General features: G+C 45.5%; 19 protein-coding genes and 2 tRNA genes. 1 reads left to right on the top strand and 20 read right to left on the bottom strand.

The genetic code is table 11. The features are described 5' to 3' along the window. Nucleotides 1–3 precede the first annotated feature (3 nt). Nucleotides 4–768: a GTP cyclohydrolase FolE2 gene (folE2, locus tag RJ60_RS01170; protein ID WP_374704098.1), complete on the bottom strand. Its 765-nt coding sequence runs from the start codon at nt 766–768 to the stop codon at nt 4–6. A gap of 50 nt (nt 769–818) precedes the next feature. On the opposite strand from folE2, the gene RJ60_RS01165 reads away from it, so the two are divergent. After that, nucleotides 819–907: transfer RNA gene (locus RJ60_RS01165), tRNA-Ser, on the top strand. Between the two features lie 18 nt (nt 908–925). Here RJ60_RS01165 and lepB read toward each other — a convergent pair. The 19 genes from lepB to RJ60_RS01070 form a co-directional block, all read right to left on the bottom strand. Further along, the gene (lepB, locus tag RJ60_RS01160; RefSeq protein ID WP_099829104.1) at nt 926–1,768 is read right to left on the bottom strand and encodes a signal peptidase I; all 843 of its coding nucleotides are present in this window, start codon (nt 1,766–1,768) and stop codon (nt 926–928) included. 6 nt (nt 1,769–1,774) lie between these two features. Next, complete coding sequence (gene rplS, locus RJ60_RS01155; protein ID WP_099829103.1) at nt 1,775–2,122, bottom strand: 50S ribosomal protein L19; 348 nt, start codon at nt 2,120–2,122, stop codon at nt 1,775–1,777. A 1-nt stretch (nt 2,123) separates the two neighbouring features. Then, on the bottom strand, nt 2,124–2,708 hold the full coding sequence (locus tag RJ60_RS01150; protein WP_103133862.1) for an RNA methyltransferase: 585 nt from the start codon (nt 2,706–2,708) through the stop codon (nt 2,124–2,126). Then, nucleotides 2,698–3,441 carry a tRNA (guanosine(37)-N1)-methyltransferase TrmD gene (gene trmD / locus RJ60_RS01145; protein ID WP_103133861.1) on the bottom strand — a complete coding sequence of 248 codons (744 nt, stop codon included), beginning with the start codon at nt 3,439–3,441 and terminating at the stop codon, nt 2,698–2,700. Before trmD ends, RJ60_RS01150 begins: the two co-directional genes overlap by 11 nt. After that, nucleotides 3,438–3,998 carry a ribosome maturation factor RimM gene (gene rimM, locus RJ60_RS01140; protein WP_103133860.1) on the bottom strand — a complete coding sequence of 187 codons (561 nt, stop codon included), beginning with the start codon at nt 3,996–3,998 and terminating at the stop codon, nt 3,438–3,440. The genes trmD and rimM overlap by 4 nt, the downstream gene beginning before the upstream one ends. Beyond that, nucleotides 3,995–4,228 (bottom strand): KH domain-containing protein, encoded by a 234-nt coding sequence (locus RJ60_RS01135; RefSeq protein ID WP_099829099.1) that lies wholly within the window; start codon nt 4,226–4,228, stop codon nt 3,995–3,997. Before RJ60_RS01135 ends, rimM begins: the two co-directional genes overlap by 4 nt. Next, the gene (rpsP, locus tag RJ60_RS01130) at nt 4,228–4,518 is read right to left on the bottom strand and encodes a 30S ribosomal protein S16 (RefSeq protein ID WP_099829098.1); all 291 of its coding nucleotides are present in this window, start codon (nt 4,516–4,518) and stop codon (nt 4,228–4,230) included. The genes RJ60_RS01135 and rpsP overlap by 1 nt, the downstream gene beginning before the upstream one ends. A 31-nt stretch (nt 4,519–4,549) precedes the next feature. Continuing rightward, nucleotides 4,550–5,866: a signal recognition particle protein gene (gene ffh / locus RJ60_RS01125; protein WP_103133859.1), complete on the bottom strand. Its 1,317-nt coding sequence runs from the start codon at nt 5,864–5,866 to the stop codon at nt 4,550–4,552. 243 nt (nt 5,867–6,109) lie between these two features. Continuing rightward, nucleotides 6,110–6,676, bottom strand: a complete 567-nt coding sequence (locus tag RJ60_RS01120) for a thymidine kinase (protein WP_103133858.1) — start codon at nt 6,674–6,676, stop codon at nt 6,110–6,112. Nucleotides 6,677–6,680: 4 nt separating this feature from the next. Beyond that, entirely contained in the window at nt 6,681–7,475 is a 795-nt protein-coding gene (locus RJ60_RS01115) for a carbohydrate kinase family protein (protein ID WP_103133857.1), read from the bottom strand. After that, entirely contained in the window at nt 7,444–8,082 is a 639-nt protein-coding gene (gene upp, locus RJ60_RS01110) for a uracil phosphoribosyltransferase (RefSeq protein WP_165775336.1), read from the bottom strand. Before upp ends, RJ60_RS01115 begins: the two co-directional genes overlap by 32 nt. Next, complete coding sequence (glyA, locus tag RJ60_RS01105) at nt 8,069–9,358, bottom strand: serine hydroxymethyltransferase (RefSeq protein ID WP_103133856.1); 1,290 nt, start codon at nt 9,356–9,358, stop codon at nt 8,069–8,071. Before glyA ends, upp begins: the two co-directional genes overlap by 14 nt. A gap of 21 nt (nt 9,359–9,379) precedes the next feature. Continuing rightward, on the bottom strand, nt 9,380–10,426 hold the full coding sequence (gene mtnA / locus RJ60_RS01100; protein ID WP_103133855.1) for an S-methyl-5-thioribose-1-phosphate isomerase: 1,047 nt from the start codon (nt 10,424–10,426) through the stop codon (nt 9,380–9,382). Next, nucleotides 10,426–11,232, bottom strand: a complete 807-nt coding sequence (locus RJ60_RS01095; RefSeq protein ID WP_180979882.1) for an Mrp/NBP35 family ATP-binding protein — start codon at nt 11,230–11,232, stop codon at nt 10,426–10,428. The genes mtnA and RJ60_RS01095 overlap by 1 nt, the downstream gene beginning before the upstream one ends. Then, complete coding sequence (locus tag RJ60_RS01090) at nt 11,229–11,651, bottom strand: OsmC family protein (RefSeq protein WP_099829091.1); 423 nt, start codon at nt 11,649–11,651, stop codon at nt 11,229–11,231. The genes RJ60_RS01095 and RJ60_RS01090 overlap by 4 nt, the downstream gene beginning before the upstream one ends. A 40-nt stretch (nt 11,652–11,691) precedes the next feature. Then, complete coding sequence (gene rplT / locus RJ60_RS01085) at nt 11,692–12,051, bottom strand: 50S ribosomal protein L20 (protein WP_099829090.1); 360 nt, start codon at nt 12,049–12,051, stop codon at nt 11,692–11,694. A 23-nt stretch (nt 12,052–12,074) separates the two neighbouring features. Further along, on the bottom strand, nt 12,075–12,278 hold the full coding sequence (gene rpmI, locus RJ60_RS01080; protein ID WP_006491740.1) for a 50S ribosomal protein L35: 204 nt from the start codon (nt 12,276–12,278) through the stop codon (nt 12,075–12,077). Further along, nucleotides 12,247–12,813 carry a translation initiation factor IF-3 gene (infC, locus tag RJ60_RS01075; protein ID WP_258001819.1) on the bottom strand — a complete coding sequence of 189 codons (567 nt, stop codon included), beginning with the start codon at nt 12,811–12,813 and terminating at the stop codon, nt 12,247–12,249. Before infC ends, rpmI begins: the two co-directional genes overlap by 32 nt. Before the next feature lie 124 nt (nt 12,814–12,937). Next, nucleotides 12,938–13,013: transfer RNA gene (locus RJ60_RS01070), tRNA-Lys, on the bottom strand. Nucleotides 13,014–13,016 lie beyond the last annotated feature (3 nt).

Here is a 13,016-nt window from a genome sequence, read left to right as displayed (position 1 = left end):
GTGCTATTCCTTTTCTATGCAAGCGTAAGCCTCGTGATTATGAATTGATTCCTGGCTTATTACTTCGATTCTATACCAATCGATGCGGTCATCTTCTTGCAGAGACAGAACTACCTCCCGAGAAAGGTCTTCAACAAATCGGGGGTTATCGAAAGAGTGCTCGGTAATGTATTTCTCGTCTTCTCTCTTGAGAAGAGAGAAGATCGGAGCGCTCGCAGATTTCTCGACATACTCGATTATCTCTTCTATCCATACGAGGGAGTTCATTCGAACGGAAACGAACACCTCGGCTCTCTGATTGTGAGCTCCTCTATCGCTGATTTCTTTAGAACAGGGACAGACAGTCATCACCGGAACCTTAACTCCGAGCACAAAATCGAACTCTCCATCCTTCGTTGTGGAAAACGAACAGCCAAACGAGCTGAAACTCTCACTGCCGCTTATAGGCGCCTTCTTTCTTATGAAGTATGGAAATTGCACCTTGATGTGCGCAACATCTGCCCTAAGTGAATCTCTAATGTCGTTCAGAATCGATTCCATGTTTTTCGGCGTGATTTTCTTGTGATGTCTTTCAAGAACCTCAACGAATCTCGACATATGTGTGCCTCGAAAATCCGTCGGAAGATCCACAAAGAGATCGAAATTGCCTACCGTATGCTGTGTTCCAAATTCCCTATCCAAAACCACGATGGGATATTCAATTGACTTTATCCCGACCATGTTGATTCTGATGTTTCTCTTGTCCCTCTCATTCTGTACGTCTCTCAAGATCAACACCCCTTGAATCTGCTCTTTCGAAGAGGTATAATCAGCTAAGTGGAGGCGTATCCTAATTGGCTAAGGAGCCGGTCTTGAAAATCGGTGGGGTTGACGCCCCTTGTGGGTTCGAGTCCCACCGCCTCCGCCAGAACCGGGGATTCCCCGGTTATTTTCTTAATGGCCCAAAATCAGATAATGGCCATATTGTGAGCATAGGACTCCCAATTATAGCTTCCTCTGGCACAAAACCGAAATACCTGCTGTCAAAGCTGTTGGTAGAGTTATCCCCCATCATGAATCTAAACCCTTCCGGAACAATAACCTTTACCTCTCCCGTTGCAGGATCTTGCTGAATATACTTTTCCAGACCGAGCGGTTGCAACACCGTATCGTAGAACTCCGCGTACTCAATAAGCCCCTTGTATGCCTGATACAATCTGTAATATGGCGAAAACCTCACCGAAGGGTCATCCGGGTGAGCCAACCCAAAGAAGAACATCGGATCATAAAAGACCCCTTCCCTGACATATCGCCTTTCCTCCAGCGAAGGAGGAATGTCTCCATTAACGTACAACTGGTAAACTGGATTAGCAGCAGTATAGTCTGGAGCCCTCTTGAGTTCAAGAACATCACCGGGCTTTCCAACCAACCGCTTCACGTATTTCACGTGGCCCCTATATTCTGCGGGTGCGAAGAAATCCATAAACTTGTCGAAGGCCCTGAGATACTTCTGAGACTCGATGTCTACGTAAGGTGTCCAGAATACGACGATATCTCCGTAATCAGGCTGTCTGTATTCGTATGTGATCTTCTCCACAAATAACCTGGCGGGAGGATTTATGGTAGGTATCATAGAACCCGTCGGAACTAGCATAGTCTCAAAAACAAACAGACGAATTATCGTTCCAAAGACAACCGCGTAAAGAATCGCCTTTCCCCACTCCTTCACTTCGTGGAGAAAGCGCGATCCCTTTTTGTCAGAGGCCTTTTCCGACTTCTTAGCAGACACTAGGCCTCAGTCCCTTTTCTCTTTTATCTTTACCTTACCCTGCACGTCTCTAATGTAGTAGATCTTCGCTCTCCTAACTTTTCCTCTTCTCAGAACCTCAATCTTTTCAAGAGAAGGACTTGTAAATGGGAAAATCCTTTCTACTCCAACTCCTGCAGCCCCCACTCTTCTAACAGTAAACGACTTGCCCGTTCCACTGCCCCTGATGCCCATAACAATACCTTCAAAGGCCTGTATCCTTTCCTTGTTCCCTTCTCTTATTCTTACGCTTACCCGTACAGTATCGCCCGGGCCAATCTGTGGAAGATCTTCTCTCAAATGTTCGTTTTCCAGAGATCTTATGTACTGATCCATCTTAATCCCTCCTAACTTCTACTGTATCCTCGTGAATTAATCTGTCTAATATTATCGCAACCGCCGCCCTGACCGAGAGATGATTGAAATCCGAATCTGCTCTCAGCGGCTCAAGCGAATAGTCGCAAGTCTTCTCAATTTCTTTGGGCAAGCCCCAACTTGTTCCAAAAAGAAGAAGATGAGGTTTCTCACTTGATATGATAACCTTCCTCATTTCCTCATAAGTTAGTCTGTCTATTCCCTTCTTGGCCGAAGTGAATATAAGAACCGGTTTCTTACCCTCAATCCTATCGATTTCTTCAATAACGTCTTCGATGTACGACGCCCTCTTAACAACAGTAAGGGCCTCACTTCTACTAGGATTGTACTCTCTTCCGAACTCCTCAAGCCAGTAATTAAGAACATTATCTACTATTTCTCTCTGCGCGGGAAGATTGCTCACTACGAAGTAGCCCTTGATGTTGTACGTTCTGCATGTTCGGGCAATATCGTGCACATCGAGATTAGTAACCGCGCTGGAAACGATATTTCCATGCCTACCCAAAACTGGGTAGTGAATTAGAGCAAGGTATATGTTATTCAGCATCTCTTTTCAGCTCCTTGAAGAGCGCAAGCAAGGCCTTCTTATCCGTCAAATCGAAATCATGCTTCAAAAAGACATCCGGTCTTCTCTCCATAGTCCTCTTCAAACTCTCGATCCTTCTGTAAATCTCTATCATCTCATGATTCCCGCTAAGGAGCTCGTCGGGCACCTTCATACCGTTCAGTTCTCTCGGTCTTGTGTAATGAGGATGATCAAGGAGTTCAGAGAAGAATGAATCGTTTATCACCGACTCCATATCCCCCACCACACCGGGCACAAATCTTGAGATAGCCTCTATCATGAGCATTGCAGGAACTTCTCCACCGCTAAGTACGAAGTCTCCCACCGAAAGCTCTTCGTCAACTACATTCATAACTCTTTCGTCTATTCCCTCATATCGACCACAGATGAAGGCAATACTTTCTAACCTACTTAGTTCCTGAGCCTTGTTATTGTCAAAGGCCTTACCCTGAGGAGATGCATAGATTACGTAGGGTTTGGTTCCTTCGTCGGACAGACTCTCAACTGCCTTCAGAATTGGTTCGGCCTTCATTACTAGACCGCTTCCCCCTCCAAAAGGGTAGTCGTCGGTGGTCCTGTGACGATCCTCCGTGAAATCTCTTATATCGACGGCTCTAAAGAATATAATCTCTCTTTCTATTGCTCGAGATATGACTCCCCAGCTGAAAACCGTTTCAAAGAGCCGTGGAAAGATCGTCAAGACGTCGATTCTCATCCAGACTTAACCTCTTCAAATTCCATAGTCTTCGCTACTATAGCCTTCCCATCTAGATTCAACTCGACAATGTAATCCTTTATTAGAGGTATCAGCTCTTCCTTCACGGTTAAGTCCTTCTGATCTCGAACAACAACCATAACATCGTTTGCGCCGGTGTCGATGATGTCGTTCACCATACCAATAAGTCGACCTTTTTCATCGTAGACACTGCAACCAAGAATCTGGAAGTAGTAATACTCTCCCTCTCCAAGTTCAGGCAAGGCCTGCCTTTCAATATATATGTGGAAGCCCACAAACCTCTCTGCCTGAACCATCGAGTCAACACCGTCAAAGTGGACAATCCATCCCTTTGGTGCTTTCCTGACTCCGTCTAGAGATACTCTAAGGAGAGATCCCGTTTTCTCGTTGTACAGTGAGACATCCTCGATACCTCTGAACACTTCTTCGTCTTCTAGAGAAATCTTGGCCTTCATCTCGCCCCGAAGACCGTGTGGCTTGACTATCCTTCCCACAGGGATCATGTCCTCAGAAAGGCCACCTCTCAAATCGCTCATCGAACCACCTTTAGGATGAAACTCTCCTTCGACGAGCCTGCGAGAGCATTGAGAAGAACATTCACTGACTTTATGGTTCTGCCATCTTTCCCGATTATCTGGCCGACATCTTCTTCTGCAGCACTTATTTCAAAGACCGTGTTTCCGTTTTCGTCAGTTGTCTGATCTACTGCAATCTGATCAGGGTTTCTAACTATTCCCTTCAGAATATGTTCAAGCACTTCCTTCATTACTCCGTTTTCTCTCCTGACTCTTTTACGAATTTGAGTTCATGAACCTTCTTCATAACTCCAAACTTTGCGAGAATAGATCTCGCGGTTTCCGTTGGCTGCGCACCCTTCATAATCCATTCTACGGCCTTGTCGACATCAACACTCATGATTCCCGGATCCCTGATGGGATCATAGAAACCTAGAGAGTCAATATATGCTCCGTCTCTACGTTTCTGAGAATCTACCACGACAAGCCTGTAAAAAGGCCTGTTTCTTCTACCCATTCTTGTTAGCCTTATTCTTACCATTCTTTGCGTACACCTCCTGATTCTTTACTATCTAAAATGGAAATCCTTTCATACTTTTGAACAGCTTTCCCTTCTTTCCGAACTGCTTCATCATGCTTCTCATCTGATCATATGACTTCAAGAGCTTGTTCACATCCTGGATAGTCGTACCGCTGCCTCTTGCAACCCTTTGTTTTCTTGAGTAGTTCAGAAGCTTGGGGTTTCTCCTCTCTTTCGAGGTCATTGAGCTTATAATCGCTTCCGTTCGCTTCATGCTTTTCTCGCTTCCCGCAAGATCCACATCTTTGGGTGCTCCGGGAATCATTTCCATGATGTCTGCTATGGAACCCAGCTTCTTCACTTCCTTAAGCTGGTTTAGAAAGTCCTCAAGATCGAACTTGTTCTTGAGAAACTTCTCTTCCATCTCTTTTGCCTTTTCCTCGTCTATGTTCAACTGCAGTTTATCTATTAGTGATAGTACGTCTCCCATGCCAAGTATTCGACCGGTCACTCTGTCTGGATAGAAAGTCTCAATCCCATCGGGCTTCTCGGAAATCCCTATGAACTTGACCGGTCTGCCCGTCACATGCCGTATCGATAGAATCACTCCGCCTCTGGCATCTCCATCTAGCTTCGTCACAACGAACCCCGACAGCTCAAGCGCTTCATTAAATGCCTTTGCAGAATTCACTGCATCCTGACCAGTCATCGCGTCAACAACCATTAGGATCTCGTCGGGCTTGACCGTGGCAACGATCTCTCTGAGTTCACTCATCATTGTTTCATCTATATGAAGCCGCCCGGCCGTATCTAGAATTATCACATCGTTAATATTCTTTACTGCCTGCTGAACCGCTTCCTTAGCAATTCTCACCGGATTCTTTCTTTCGCCGGTGAAAACGGGCAAATCTATCTGCTTTCCGAGCTGAATAAGTTGATCAATAGCAGCCGGTCTGTAAACATCTGCTGCAACAAGGAGAGGTTTCTTGCCTTCCTTTCTCAGTAGAGCACCGAGCTTGGCAGTAGTCGTCGTCTTCCCGCTGCCCTGAAGACCTACCAACATGATTATGGCAGGCTGACTAGAAAGTCTCAACGGAACCGACTTCTCACCAAGCATCTTGATCAGCTCATCCCTAACGATCTTTATGAACTGTTGATCCGGTGTGAAAGATTTCAGCACCTCTTCACCAAGAGCCTTTTCTGTTACCCCTCCTATAAACTCTTTGACAACCTTGTAGTTGACATCGGCTTCTAGGAGCGATAGCTTAACTTGCTTAACGGCGTCTTCTATATTCTTTTCCGAGATCCTTCCTTTTCCACTCAGCAGCTTAAATGCTCTGCCGAGTTTGTCCTGGAGATTCTCAAACATCTAAACACCTCCGCAGCCTGAAAAGTATACAATGGACCGGCGCAAGAATGTTGAACTTATCTGAACAACAACCGCGATTATCATCTACTTATATTAATTTTCAATTACCACTCTAATATCAATATACTTAATTCACCTATGTGCTTGCGAATAATTTCTTAAGCAATGCTATCAACCACCAAATGGCGAAGAGGCTAAACATTCTTCTAAAGAAGATTATGACATCGAAGCGGCGCGTGCTATCTAGTCAGATGAATTAAGTTCTCTGTAACAATCCCTGCAGACGGCTATATATTTCTCCATTCCACCCACATCTATCTCACTATCTATCGAACCCGAAATCCTGTGCGTAACGGTTGCATTGTACTCCCCACACCTGTGGCATACGGCCTTCTTTTTGACGACTTCATCTGCAGCCGCCATCAAACTTGCAGTGACGGTAAAAGGCCTGTGTTTGAAACTGAGATCTAACCCCACACAGAAGACATCAATCCCGCTAAATACTATCTCTTCCACTACCTCTAGCAGACTTTGATCGAAAAAGTTAGTCTCATCTATGAAAATCGCGTCGAGCTTCTCCTTTTCCAGTGAAACGATTTCTCGGATTTTTGAAGAGTCTTCCACGTTAATGGCCTCTGCCTTCTGTCCCGAGTGACTAACCACATGATTGGAAGAGTATCTGTTATCAATTATCGGCTTGAAAACCTTTATTCTCTTTCTTCCAAGTGTATATATCTCTATCATGGATAGAAGTGTCGAAGTCTTCCCGGAATACATTGGTCCCGCAACAACTGTTAGTTTCCCAGACATATGCTCAACCCCTTATAGAGTTATCAATGACAGCTCTCTTATGAAGCACGAACTGCTCTAGCGATCGTTCCTGATAGCAGAACTCGCTGCTGATCTCAACGGCCTCTCTTATGGCGCCATCGATGGTCCTTCCTGCAAGAATCATAATCGACAAGATCGCTCCAAACAAATCTCCGCTGCCGAAACGATTCTCACCGATTCTACGGGGTTTGTAATCATGTCCCCCGTAAGAGGCTCCTTTTGACGATGCCTTAGTAATCACTCTCCTGTCTTTCTTGTCAAAGGCCATATAATCATTGGCGAGAATAAGATCGTACAACGAAAGTCCCCCGTTCCCCCTATATTCGTGCCCAGGAGAAGGATCGAGCACCTTCAAACGTGACTTAATGGCGCTCACCGTCGCAGCAGCCGACTGGCCTATCTCTAGAGTACTGTAAATGAGATCAAACTCCTCTCTTAGCAAAATGCCGATCAGCTCTTCTTCAATACCGACTATCGACGGCTTTTCCACGGCGAGAACTTCATTCTTCCTAAAAAGAAACTTTCCACTTGAACATTCTGATCTAATTGGGATAGACTTGAACTCCCACTGGCTCGATTCACCAGGGCCAAAACAGCTCAGAAAAAGGACATCAACACCAAACAAGGAAAGGCAGTTTGCCACATTGAAGCCCGATCCTCCAGTAGCCTGGATTATTCTAGCATTGTGGCCACTGCCTGAGACCTCAATATCCTCTAGATATCCGCCGACAACAAGAGCCCGTGCCCTACTTCGTTCTGTAGAGTCTGTCACCTGCATCTCCTAATCCAGGAATGATATAGGCATGATCATTCAGTTTTTCATCAAGAGCTGCGGTAAAGACCTTTACATCCGGATGATTCTTCTGTATGAAACTAACTCCTTCGGGAGCTGCAATCAAACACATCAAAGAGATCTGTTTCCCTCCTGCTTTCTTGACCAGTTTAAGGGCCCACGATGACGAAACACCCGTTGCCAGCATTGGATCCAGCACAAATATCTGAGTCGTTTCGTCGATCTTTGGCAGTTTTGAGTAATACTCAACGGGTTGAATCGTGTCGGGATCTCTGTATATGCCAATATAACCGACTGATGCGTTAGGCATTAGGGAGAGAACGCCCTCAACCATGCCCAATCCAGCTCTAAGAATCGGAACAACAGTCACCTTCTTATCTTCGATACTTTGACCGATCATCTTCACGAGTGGAGTAGTTATCTCTTTCTCAAAAGTTGGAATATGCCTTGTAGCCTCATAAGTAAGTAACAGAGTGATTTCTTTCAGGAGTTCCCTAAACTCCTTTGGACCGGTTTGATCATCTCTCATTATTCCTAGCTTGTGCTGAATGAGCGGATGGTTAACTATCGTGAGCTGATCAAACACCTGCATCACTCCTGTGAACCAGATCCGGGTAGAGCGGGAATTTCTCAGCCAAAGCCTTGACCTCTTCACTTATCTCTCTCACCTTTGTCTGAGATATCTCTCCCTTATCTCCTTCTATGCTCTTAAGGACTCTGATTATCAAGTCCGCAATAATTGGCATTTCCTTCTCAGTCATTCCCCTTGTAGTAACCGCAGGGGTTCCAATTCTTATGCCACTGGTTACGAAAGGAGATCTTGTCTCCCTAGGTATTGTGTTCTTATTAACCGTAATATCAGCCTTTTCAAGTGCTTTCTCGGCAGACTTACCGGTGACATTTATTGGAGTCAAATCTACCAGGAAGAGATGTGTATCCGTTCCTCCCGAGACTATCCTTAGACCTTTCTCTTCAAGAGACTTCGCCAAATAACGAGTATTCTCGACAATACTCTGCTGATAGACTTTGAATTCATCTCTGAGAGCCTCTCCAAATGATACTGCTTTCGAGGCGATTACGTGCATCAGCGGACCGCCCTGAGTTCCCGGGAACACCATCTTGTCAACCGCTTTGGCGATTTCTTCACTATTGGTAAGTATCATTCCACCCCGAGGTCCTCTCAATGTCTTGTGAGTAGTAGTGGTTACTATATGGGCGAAATCAAGCGGGTTGGGATGAATTCCTGCCGCCACCAAGCCGGCAAAATGCGCCATGTCAACCATCAACACTGCACCGACTTCATCGGCGATCTCCCTGAACTTCTTGAAATCGATTATTCTAGAATAAGCACTCCCGCCAGCCACAATTACTGAAGGCTTCGACTCGAGGGCAATCCTTCTGACTTCTTTGTAATCGATTACCTCACTCTCCTCATCAACTCCATAAGCGACAACGTTGAAAAGCTTTCCAGAAAAGTTTACCGGTGATCCGTGGGTGAGGTGGCCCCCGTGACTAAGAGACATTCCCATTATAGTATCGCCCGGTTTGGCAATAGCCAGATAGGCAGCCATGTTTGCCTGGGAGCCCGAGTGAGGCTGAACGTTTGAAAACCCGGCATCGAAGAGCTTTTTGGCTCTCTCTCGTGCAAGCTCCTCGACCTCGTCGACAAAAACACAGCCTCCGTAGTATCTTTTGGACGGGTAACCTTCCGCATATTTGTTTGTCATCACTGATCCCATCGCCTCCATGACGGCTTTAGAGACGAAATTCTCAGAAGCGATCAGTTCGAGCCCATTTCTTTGTCTATCAAGCTCTTTGACCATAATATCGAATACTTGTCTATCGGTTCTCTCCAAAGATTCCCACATGCAAAAAACCTCCTAACGATTCTATTCAAACATTTTCTTCAACGAAACATCGTATGGTGCACGAGCAATTCCTTTTTCAGTAATTATCCCGGTTATAAGGCTTGATGGAGTAATATCAAATGCAGGGTTGAAACACTTGACACCCTCGGGGGCTATCTGATAATCCCCAATTTGCGTTATCTCAAGATGGCTTCTCTCCTCAATCGGAATCCCATCACCACTTTTGGTCAGAAGATCCACTGTGCTCAGCGGAGCAACAATGTAGAAGGGAATCCCGTGTTTTTGAGCAAGAATGGCAACCGAATAGGTTCCGATCTTGTTTGCCGTATCACCGTTAGCAGCGATCCTATCTGCCCCGACCAACACTAGATCGACTAACCCCTTCTTCATAACCCATCCTGCCATATTGTCGCAGATAAGAGTAACATCGATTCCTGATTTCATAAGCTCCCAAGCCGTCAGCCTAGCCCCTTGGAGATACGGTCGAGTCTCATCGGCATAAACCGATATCTTTTTACCTTGCTCCACGGCCGCCCTCATCACACCTAGTGCCGTTCCATAATCCACAGTCGCGAGTGCTCCTGCGTTGCAGTGAGTAAGTACTCCGTCACCGTCTCTCACAACAGTTGCACCGTTTTTCCCAATCGTCATATTGATCTCAATATCTTCCTCTGCAATAGCAAGCGCTTCGCTCTCAAGACTCTCTACTAACCTTTTTCTATCTAATTCACGAAGGGTGTTGAGTGTCTTTTCCATTCTGTTGAGAGCCCAGAAAAGATTTACGGCCGTAGGTCTGCTTTCTGAGAGCCTTCTCTTCACCAAATCCATATGGTCGAAGAACACTTCCTTAGAGCTTGCCAGAACCTCTTTAGCACCAAGGAGATAACCAAATGCCGCGCTTGCTCCTATCGCAGGGGCTCCTCGGATAACCATATCCCTTATCGCATGATACACGTCTTCGTGGGTCTGGCATTCAACATACTTTTCAACTGAAGGTAGTTTTCTTTGGTCTATTAGTATCAGTCGATCTTCTTTCCATTCAAGCGTTATACTCTTGAACTTTCCCACTAGATATTCACCCTCTTAACGATCTCTTTCACCGTTGAGCGGTATGCGACTTCAAGTTCAGACCCTCTCATGTGAGTAACGATGCTTTTGCCGTTGTCCGAAAAACCTACTAGCGTAGGATCGAAGGGGAGCGACCCTAAAAGGGGGATGCTGAAGAGGGTCTCGAGATTCTTACCTCCACCTTCTCCAAATAACTTCGTGATTTCTCCACAGTGCGGGCATCTCATATATGACATGTTTTCCACAATTCCCAGTGGGTTCCTGTGCATTGTCTCTACCAGATTGATCGCTCTCTTCACATCCTGAACTGCAACGGCTTGAGGTGTAGTAACTATAAGCGCCATTATATCAGGAAGAGTCTGAAGAACTGTCAAAGGCTCGTCGCCGGTACCTGGAGGAGAGTCAATTACGAGGAAGTCGAGCTCTCCCCACGCAACATCACCAAGAAACTGATAGATCGCCGTTGTCTTCATTGGACCACGCCAAATAACCGGAGCATCTTCTTCAACGAAACTTGAAATGCTTATTACCTTAAGATTTGGTAGAACTTCGGGAGGAAAAATCTGTCCTTCTACGACTTCGGGCTGCTTTTTCAGACCTACCATCCTGGCAACGTTTGGTCCATGAAGATCAATATCCATCAGACCCGTCTTGAAGCCTTCATCCGCAAGAGCCAGCGCCAGATTAACCGCGACCGTCGACTTGCCGACTCCGCCTTTACCTGACATCACTAGTATTTTGTTCTTTATTGACTTAACGTTTTCTCTTATGCTTTCCATCCTCTCAGCCATCTCTTGTGGATTCACTTCTCTTCACCTTCATAGTCAATCTTCATTGACATTTTCGCTGTCTTATTTAGCATTGCCGAGACGGAGCAATATCTTTCCTGAGAAAGGACAACTGCCTTTTCAATCTTATCCTTCGGCAGATCTTTGCCCGAAAAGTGATACACGAGTTCGATACTCGTGAAAACCTTCGGATGTTCCTTCGCATACTCATAGTTTGCAGAAATCCAGTACTCGTAATCTGTAACCTTCATCTTGGAAAGAATCGAAACAACATCCATTGAAGTGCAACCCATCAAGGCAGCTATTACCGTCTCCATTGGAGTCGGTGCCGATCCATCGCCTCCGGAACTTTCCTTTGCATCCATATGTATGTCATGGCCAGAAGGAGTCTTCGCGTAGAAGGCCATCTTCCCTATTCTCTTAGCAGAGTATTCCATTGTCTCATCCCCTCTCAAAAAAAAAGGGCCTAAGCCCCTTTTAATTTCCGTTCAGTGCCGATTTGGCAATCTCGCAATACTCCCTAAACGTATTGAAGTCATTAACTGCAAGGTCAGCAAGCATCTTTCTGTTGATGTTCACACCGGCCAATTTCAAACCGTGAATGAGATCGTTGTACTTCGTACCGGCAATTCTAGCACCAGCATTTATCCTGGTTATCCATAGCTTTCGGAAATCTCTCTTTCTGATCTTCCTTCCAGCATATGCGTAGACTCCCGATCTTATGTAATACTGCTTTGCAAGTCTGTATCTTCTACTCAACGCACCTCTATAGCCTTTCGCGGCCTTCAAGTATTTCAGCTTTTTCTTTTTGGAGTTCACTCCACCTTTTACTCGCATCTAAATCTCACCTCTCAGAAGGGTCAAATGCCCAGGCTTTTCTTTACTTTCTTCTCGTATCCGCCTTCAACCAATTTCCATTTTCGGGCCTCTCGGCGGCTGCTTTCGCTCTTCTTACCGGTATTATGACCAGTTCCAGACTGGTTTCTCATTATCTTTCCACTACCGGTTACCTTATATCTTTTCGCACTTGCCTTATGAGTCTTCATCTTTACTTTGTTGCCCATTATCTTTACCTCCTTGAGGAGCTGCCTTTGGCTTAAGAATCATCCACATATCTCTTCCCTCCAACTTTGGAGGACGGTCGATATCGGAAATTAGTTGAAGCTGGTCTGCAACTCTTTCGAGAATCTCTCTCCCTTTATCTGAAAAGACGATCTCCCTTCCTCTGAACATTATGACCACCCTAACCTTGCTTCCCTTTTCAAGAAACTCTTTGATCCTGTTCGTCTTCGTCTGGAAATCGTGCTCATCGATCCTGATCCTGAATTTCATTTCTTTGAGTTGAGACTGTTTCGTCTTCTTCTTTGCTTCCTTCTTGCGCTTGTCCTTTTCGTATTTATACTTACCGTAGTCCATAATTCTTGCTACAGGAGGATTTGCTGATGGAGCAACAAGAACCAGATCGAGTCCTTTTTCTCTTGCGATTCTCAATGCCTCCGTTGTCTGTACTACTCCAAGCTGTTCTCCGTCAATGTCAACGAGTCTAACAGTCTTCGTCATTATTTCGTTGTTTTTCGGTGTTGAATCACCTCTTACGATACTACATCACCTCTCATAAAAAAATTGGCGGAACAACCCGCCATGTCAATAACCAGTTTTCAAGCTATTGACCCCTCAACCTTTGGGCGGGGGTGGGAGAAGATCTCCACTTAATACTACTTTCTGGTGAGCCGTGCAGGGATCGAACCTGCAACCTATTGATTAAGAATCAATCGCTCTGCCTGCTGAGCTAACGGCCCACT

The organism is Mesotoga sp. B105.6.4 (genome assembly GCF_002896535.1).
Classification (GTDB): Bacteria; Thermotogota; Thermotogae; order Petrotogales; family Kosmotogaceae; genus Mesotoga.
Note: the sequence above shows the minus strand (reverse complement) of the source record. Positions and strands in the feature narration are given on the sequence as shown.

Bases quoted from the DNA above. Each gene is read 5' to 3' on its own strand.
- rplS (WP_099829103.1), bottom strand. From the start codon at position 2,122: ATGGATCAGTACATAAGATCTCTGGAAAACGAACATTTGAGAGAAGAT.
- RJ60_RS01150 (WP_103133862.1), bottom strand. From the start codon at position 2,708: ATGCTGAATAACATATACCTTGCTCTAATTCACTACCCAGTTTTGGGT.
- trmD (WP_103133861.1), bottom strand. From the start codon at position 3,441: ATGAGAATCGACGTCTTGACGATCTTTCCACGGCTCTTTGAAACGGTT.
- rimM (WP_103133860.1), bottom strand. From the start codon at position 3,998: ATGAGCGATTTGAGAGGTGGCCTTTCTGAGGACATGATCCCTGTGGGA.
- RJ60_RS01135 (WP_099829099.1), bottom strand. From the start codon at position 4,228: ATGAAGGAAGTGCTTGAACATATTCTGAAGGGAATAGTTAGAAACCCT.
- rpsP (WP_099829098.1), bottom strand. From the start codon at position 4,518: ATGGTAAGAATAAGGCTAACAAGAATGGGTAGAAGAAACAGGCCTTTT.
- ffh (WP_103133859.1), bottom strand. From the start codon at position 5,866: ATGTTTGAGAATCTCCAGGACAAACTCGGCAGAGCATTTAAGCTGCTG.
- RJ60_RS01120 (WP_103133858.1), bottom strand. From the start codon at position 6,676: ATGTCTGGGAAACTAACAGTTGTTGCGGGACCAATGTATTCCGGGAAG.
- RJ60_RS01115 (WP_103133857.1), bottom strand. From the start codon at position 7,475: ATGCAGGTGACAGACTCTACAGAACGAAGTAGGGCACGGGCTCTTGTT.
- upp (WP_165775336.1), bottom strand. From the start codon at position 8,082: ATGCAGGTGTTTGATCAGCTCACGATAGTTAACCATCCGCTCATTCAG.
- glyA (WP_103133856.1), bottom strand. From the start codon at position 9,358: ATGTGGGAATCTTTGGAGAGAACCGATAGACAAGTATTCGATATTATG.
- RJ60_RS01090 (WP_099829091.1), bottom strand. From the start codon at position 11,651: ATGGAATACTCTGCTAAGAGAATAGGGAAGATGGCCTTCTACGCGAAG.
- rplT (WP_099829090.1), bottom strand. From the start codon at position 12,051: ATGCGAGTAAAAGGTGGAGTGAACTCCAAAAAGAAAAAGCTGAAATAC.
- rpmI (WP_006491740.1), bottom strand. From the start codon at position 12,278: ATGGGCAACAAAGTAAAGATGAAGACTCATAAGGCAAGTGCGAAAAGA.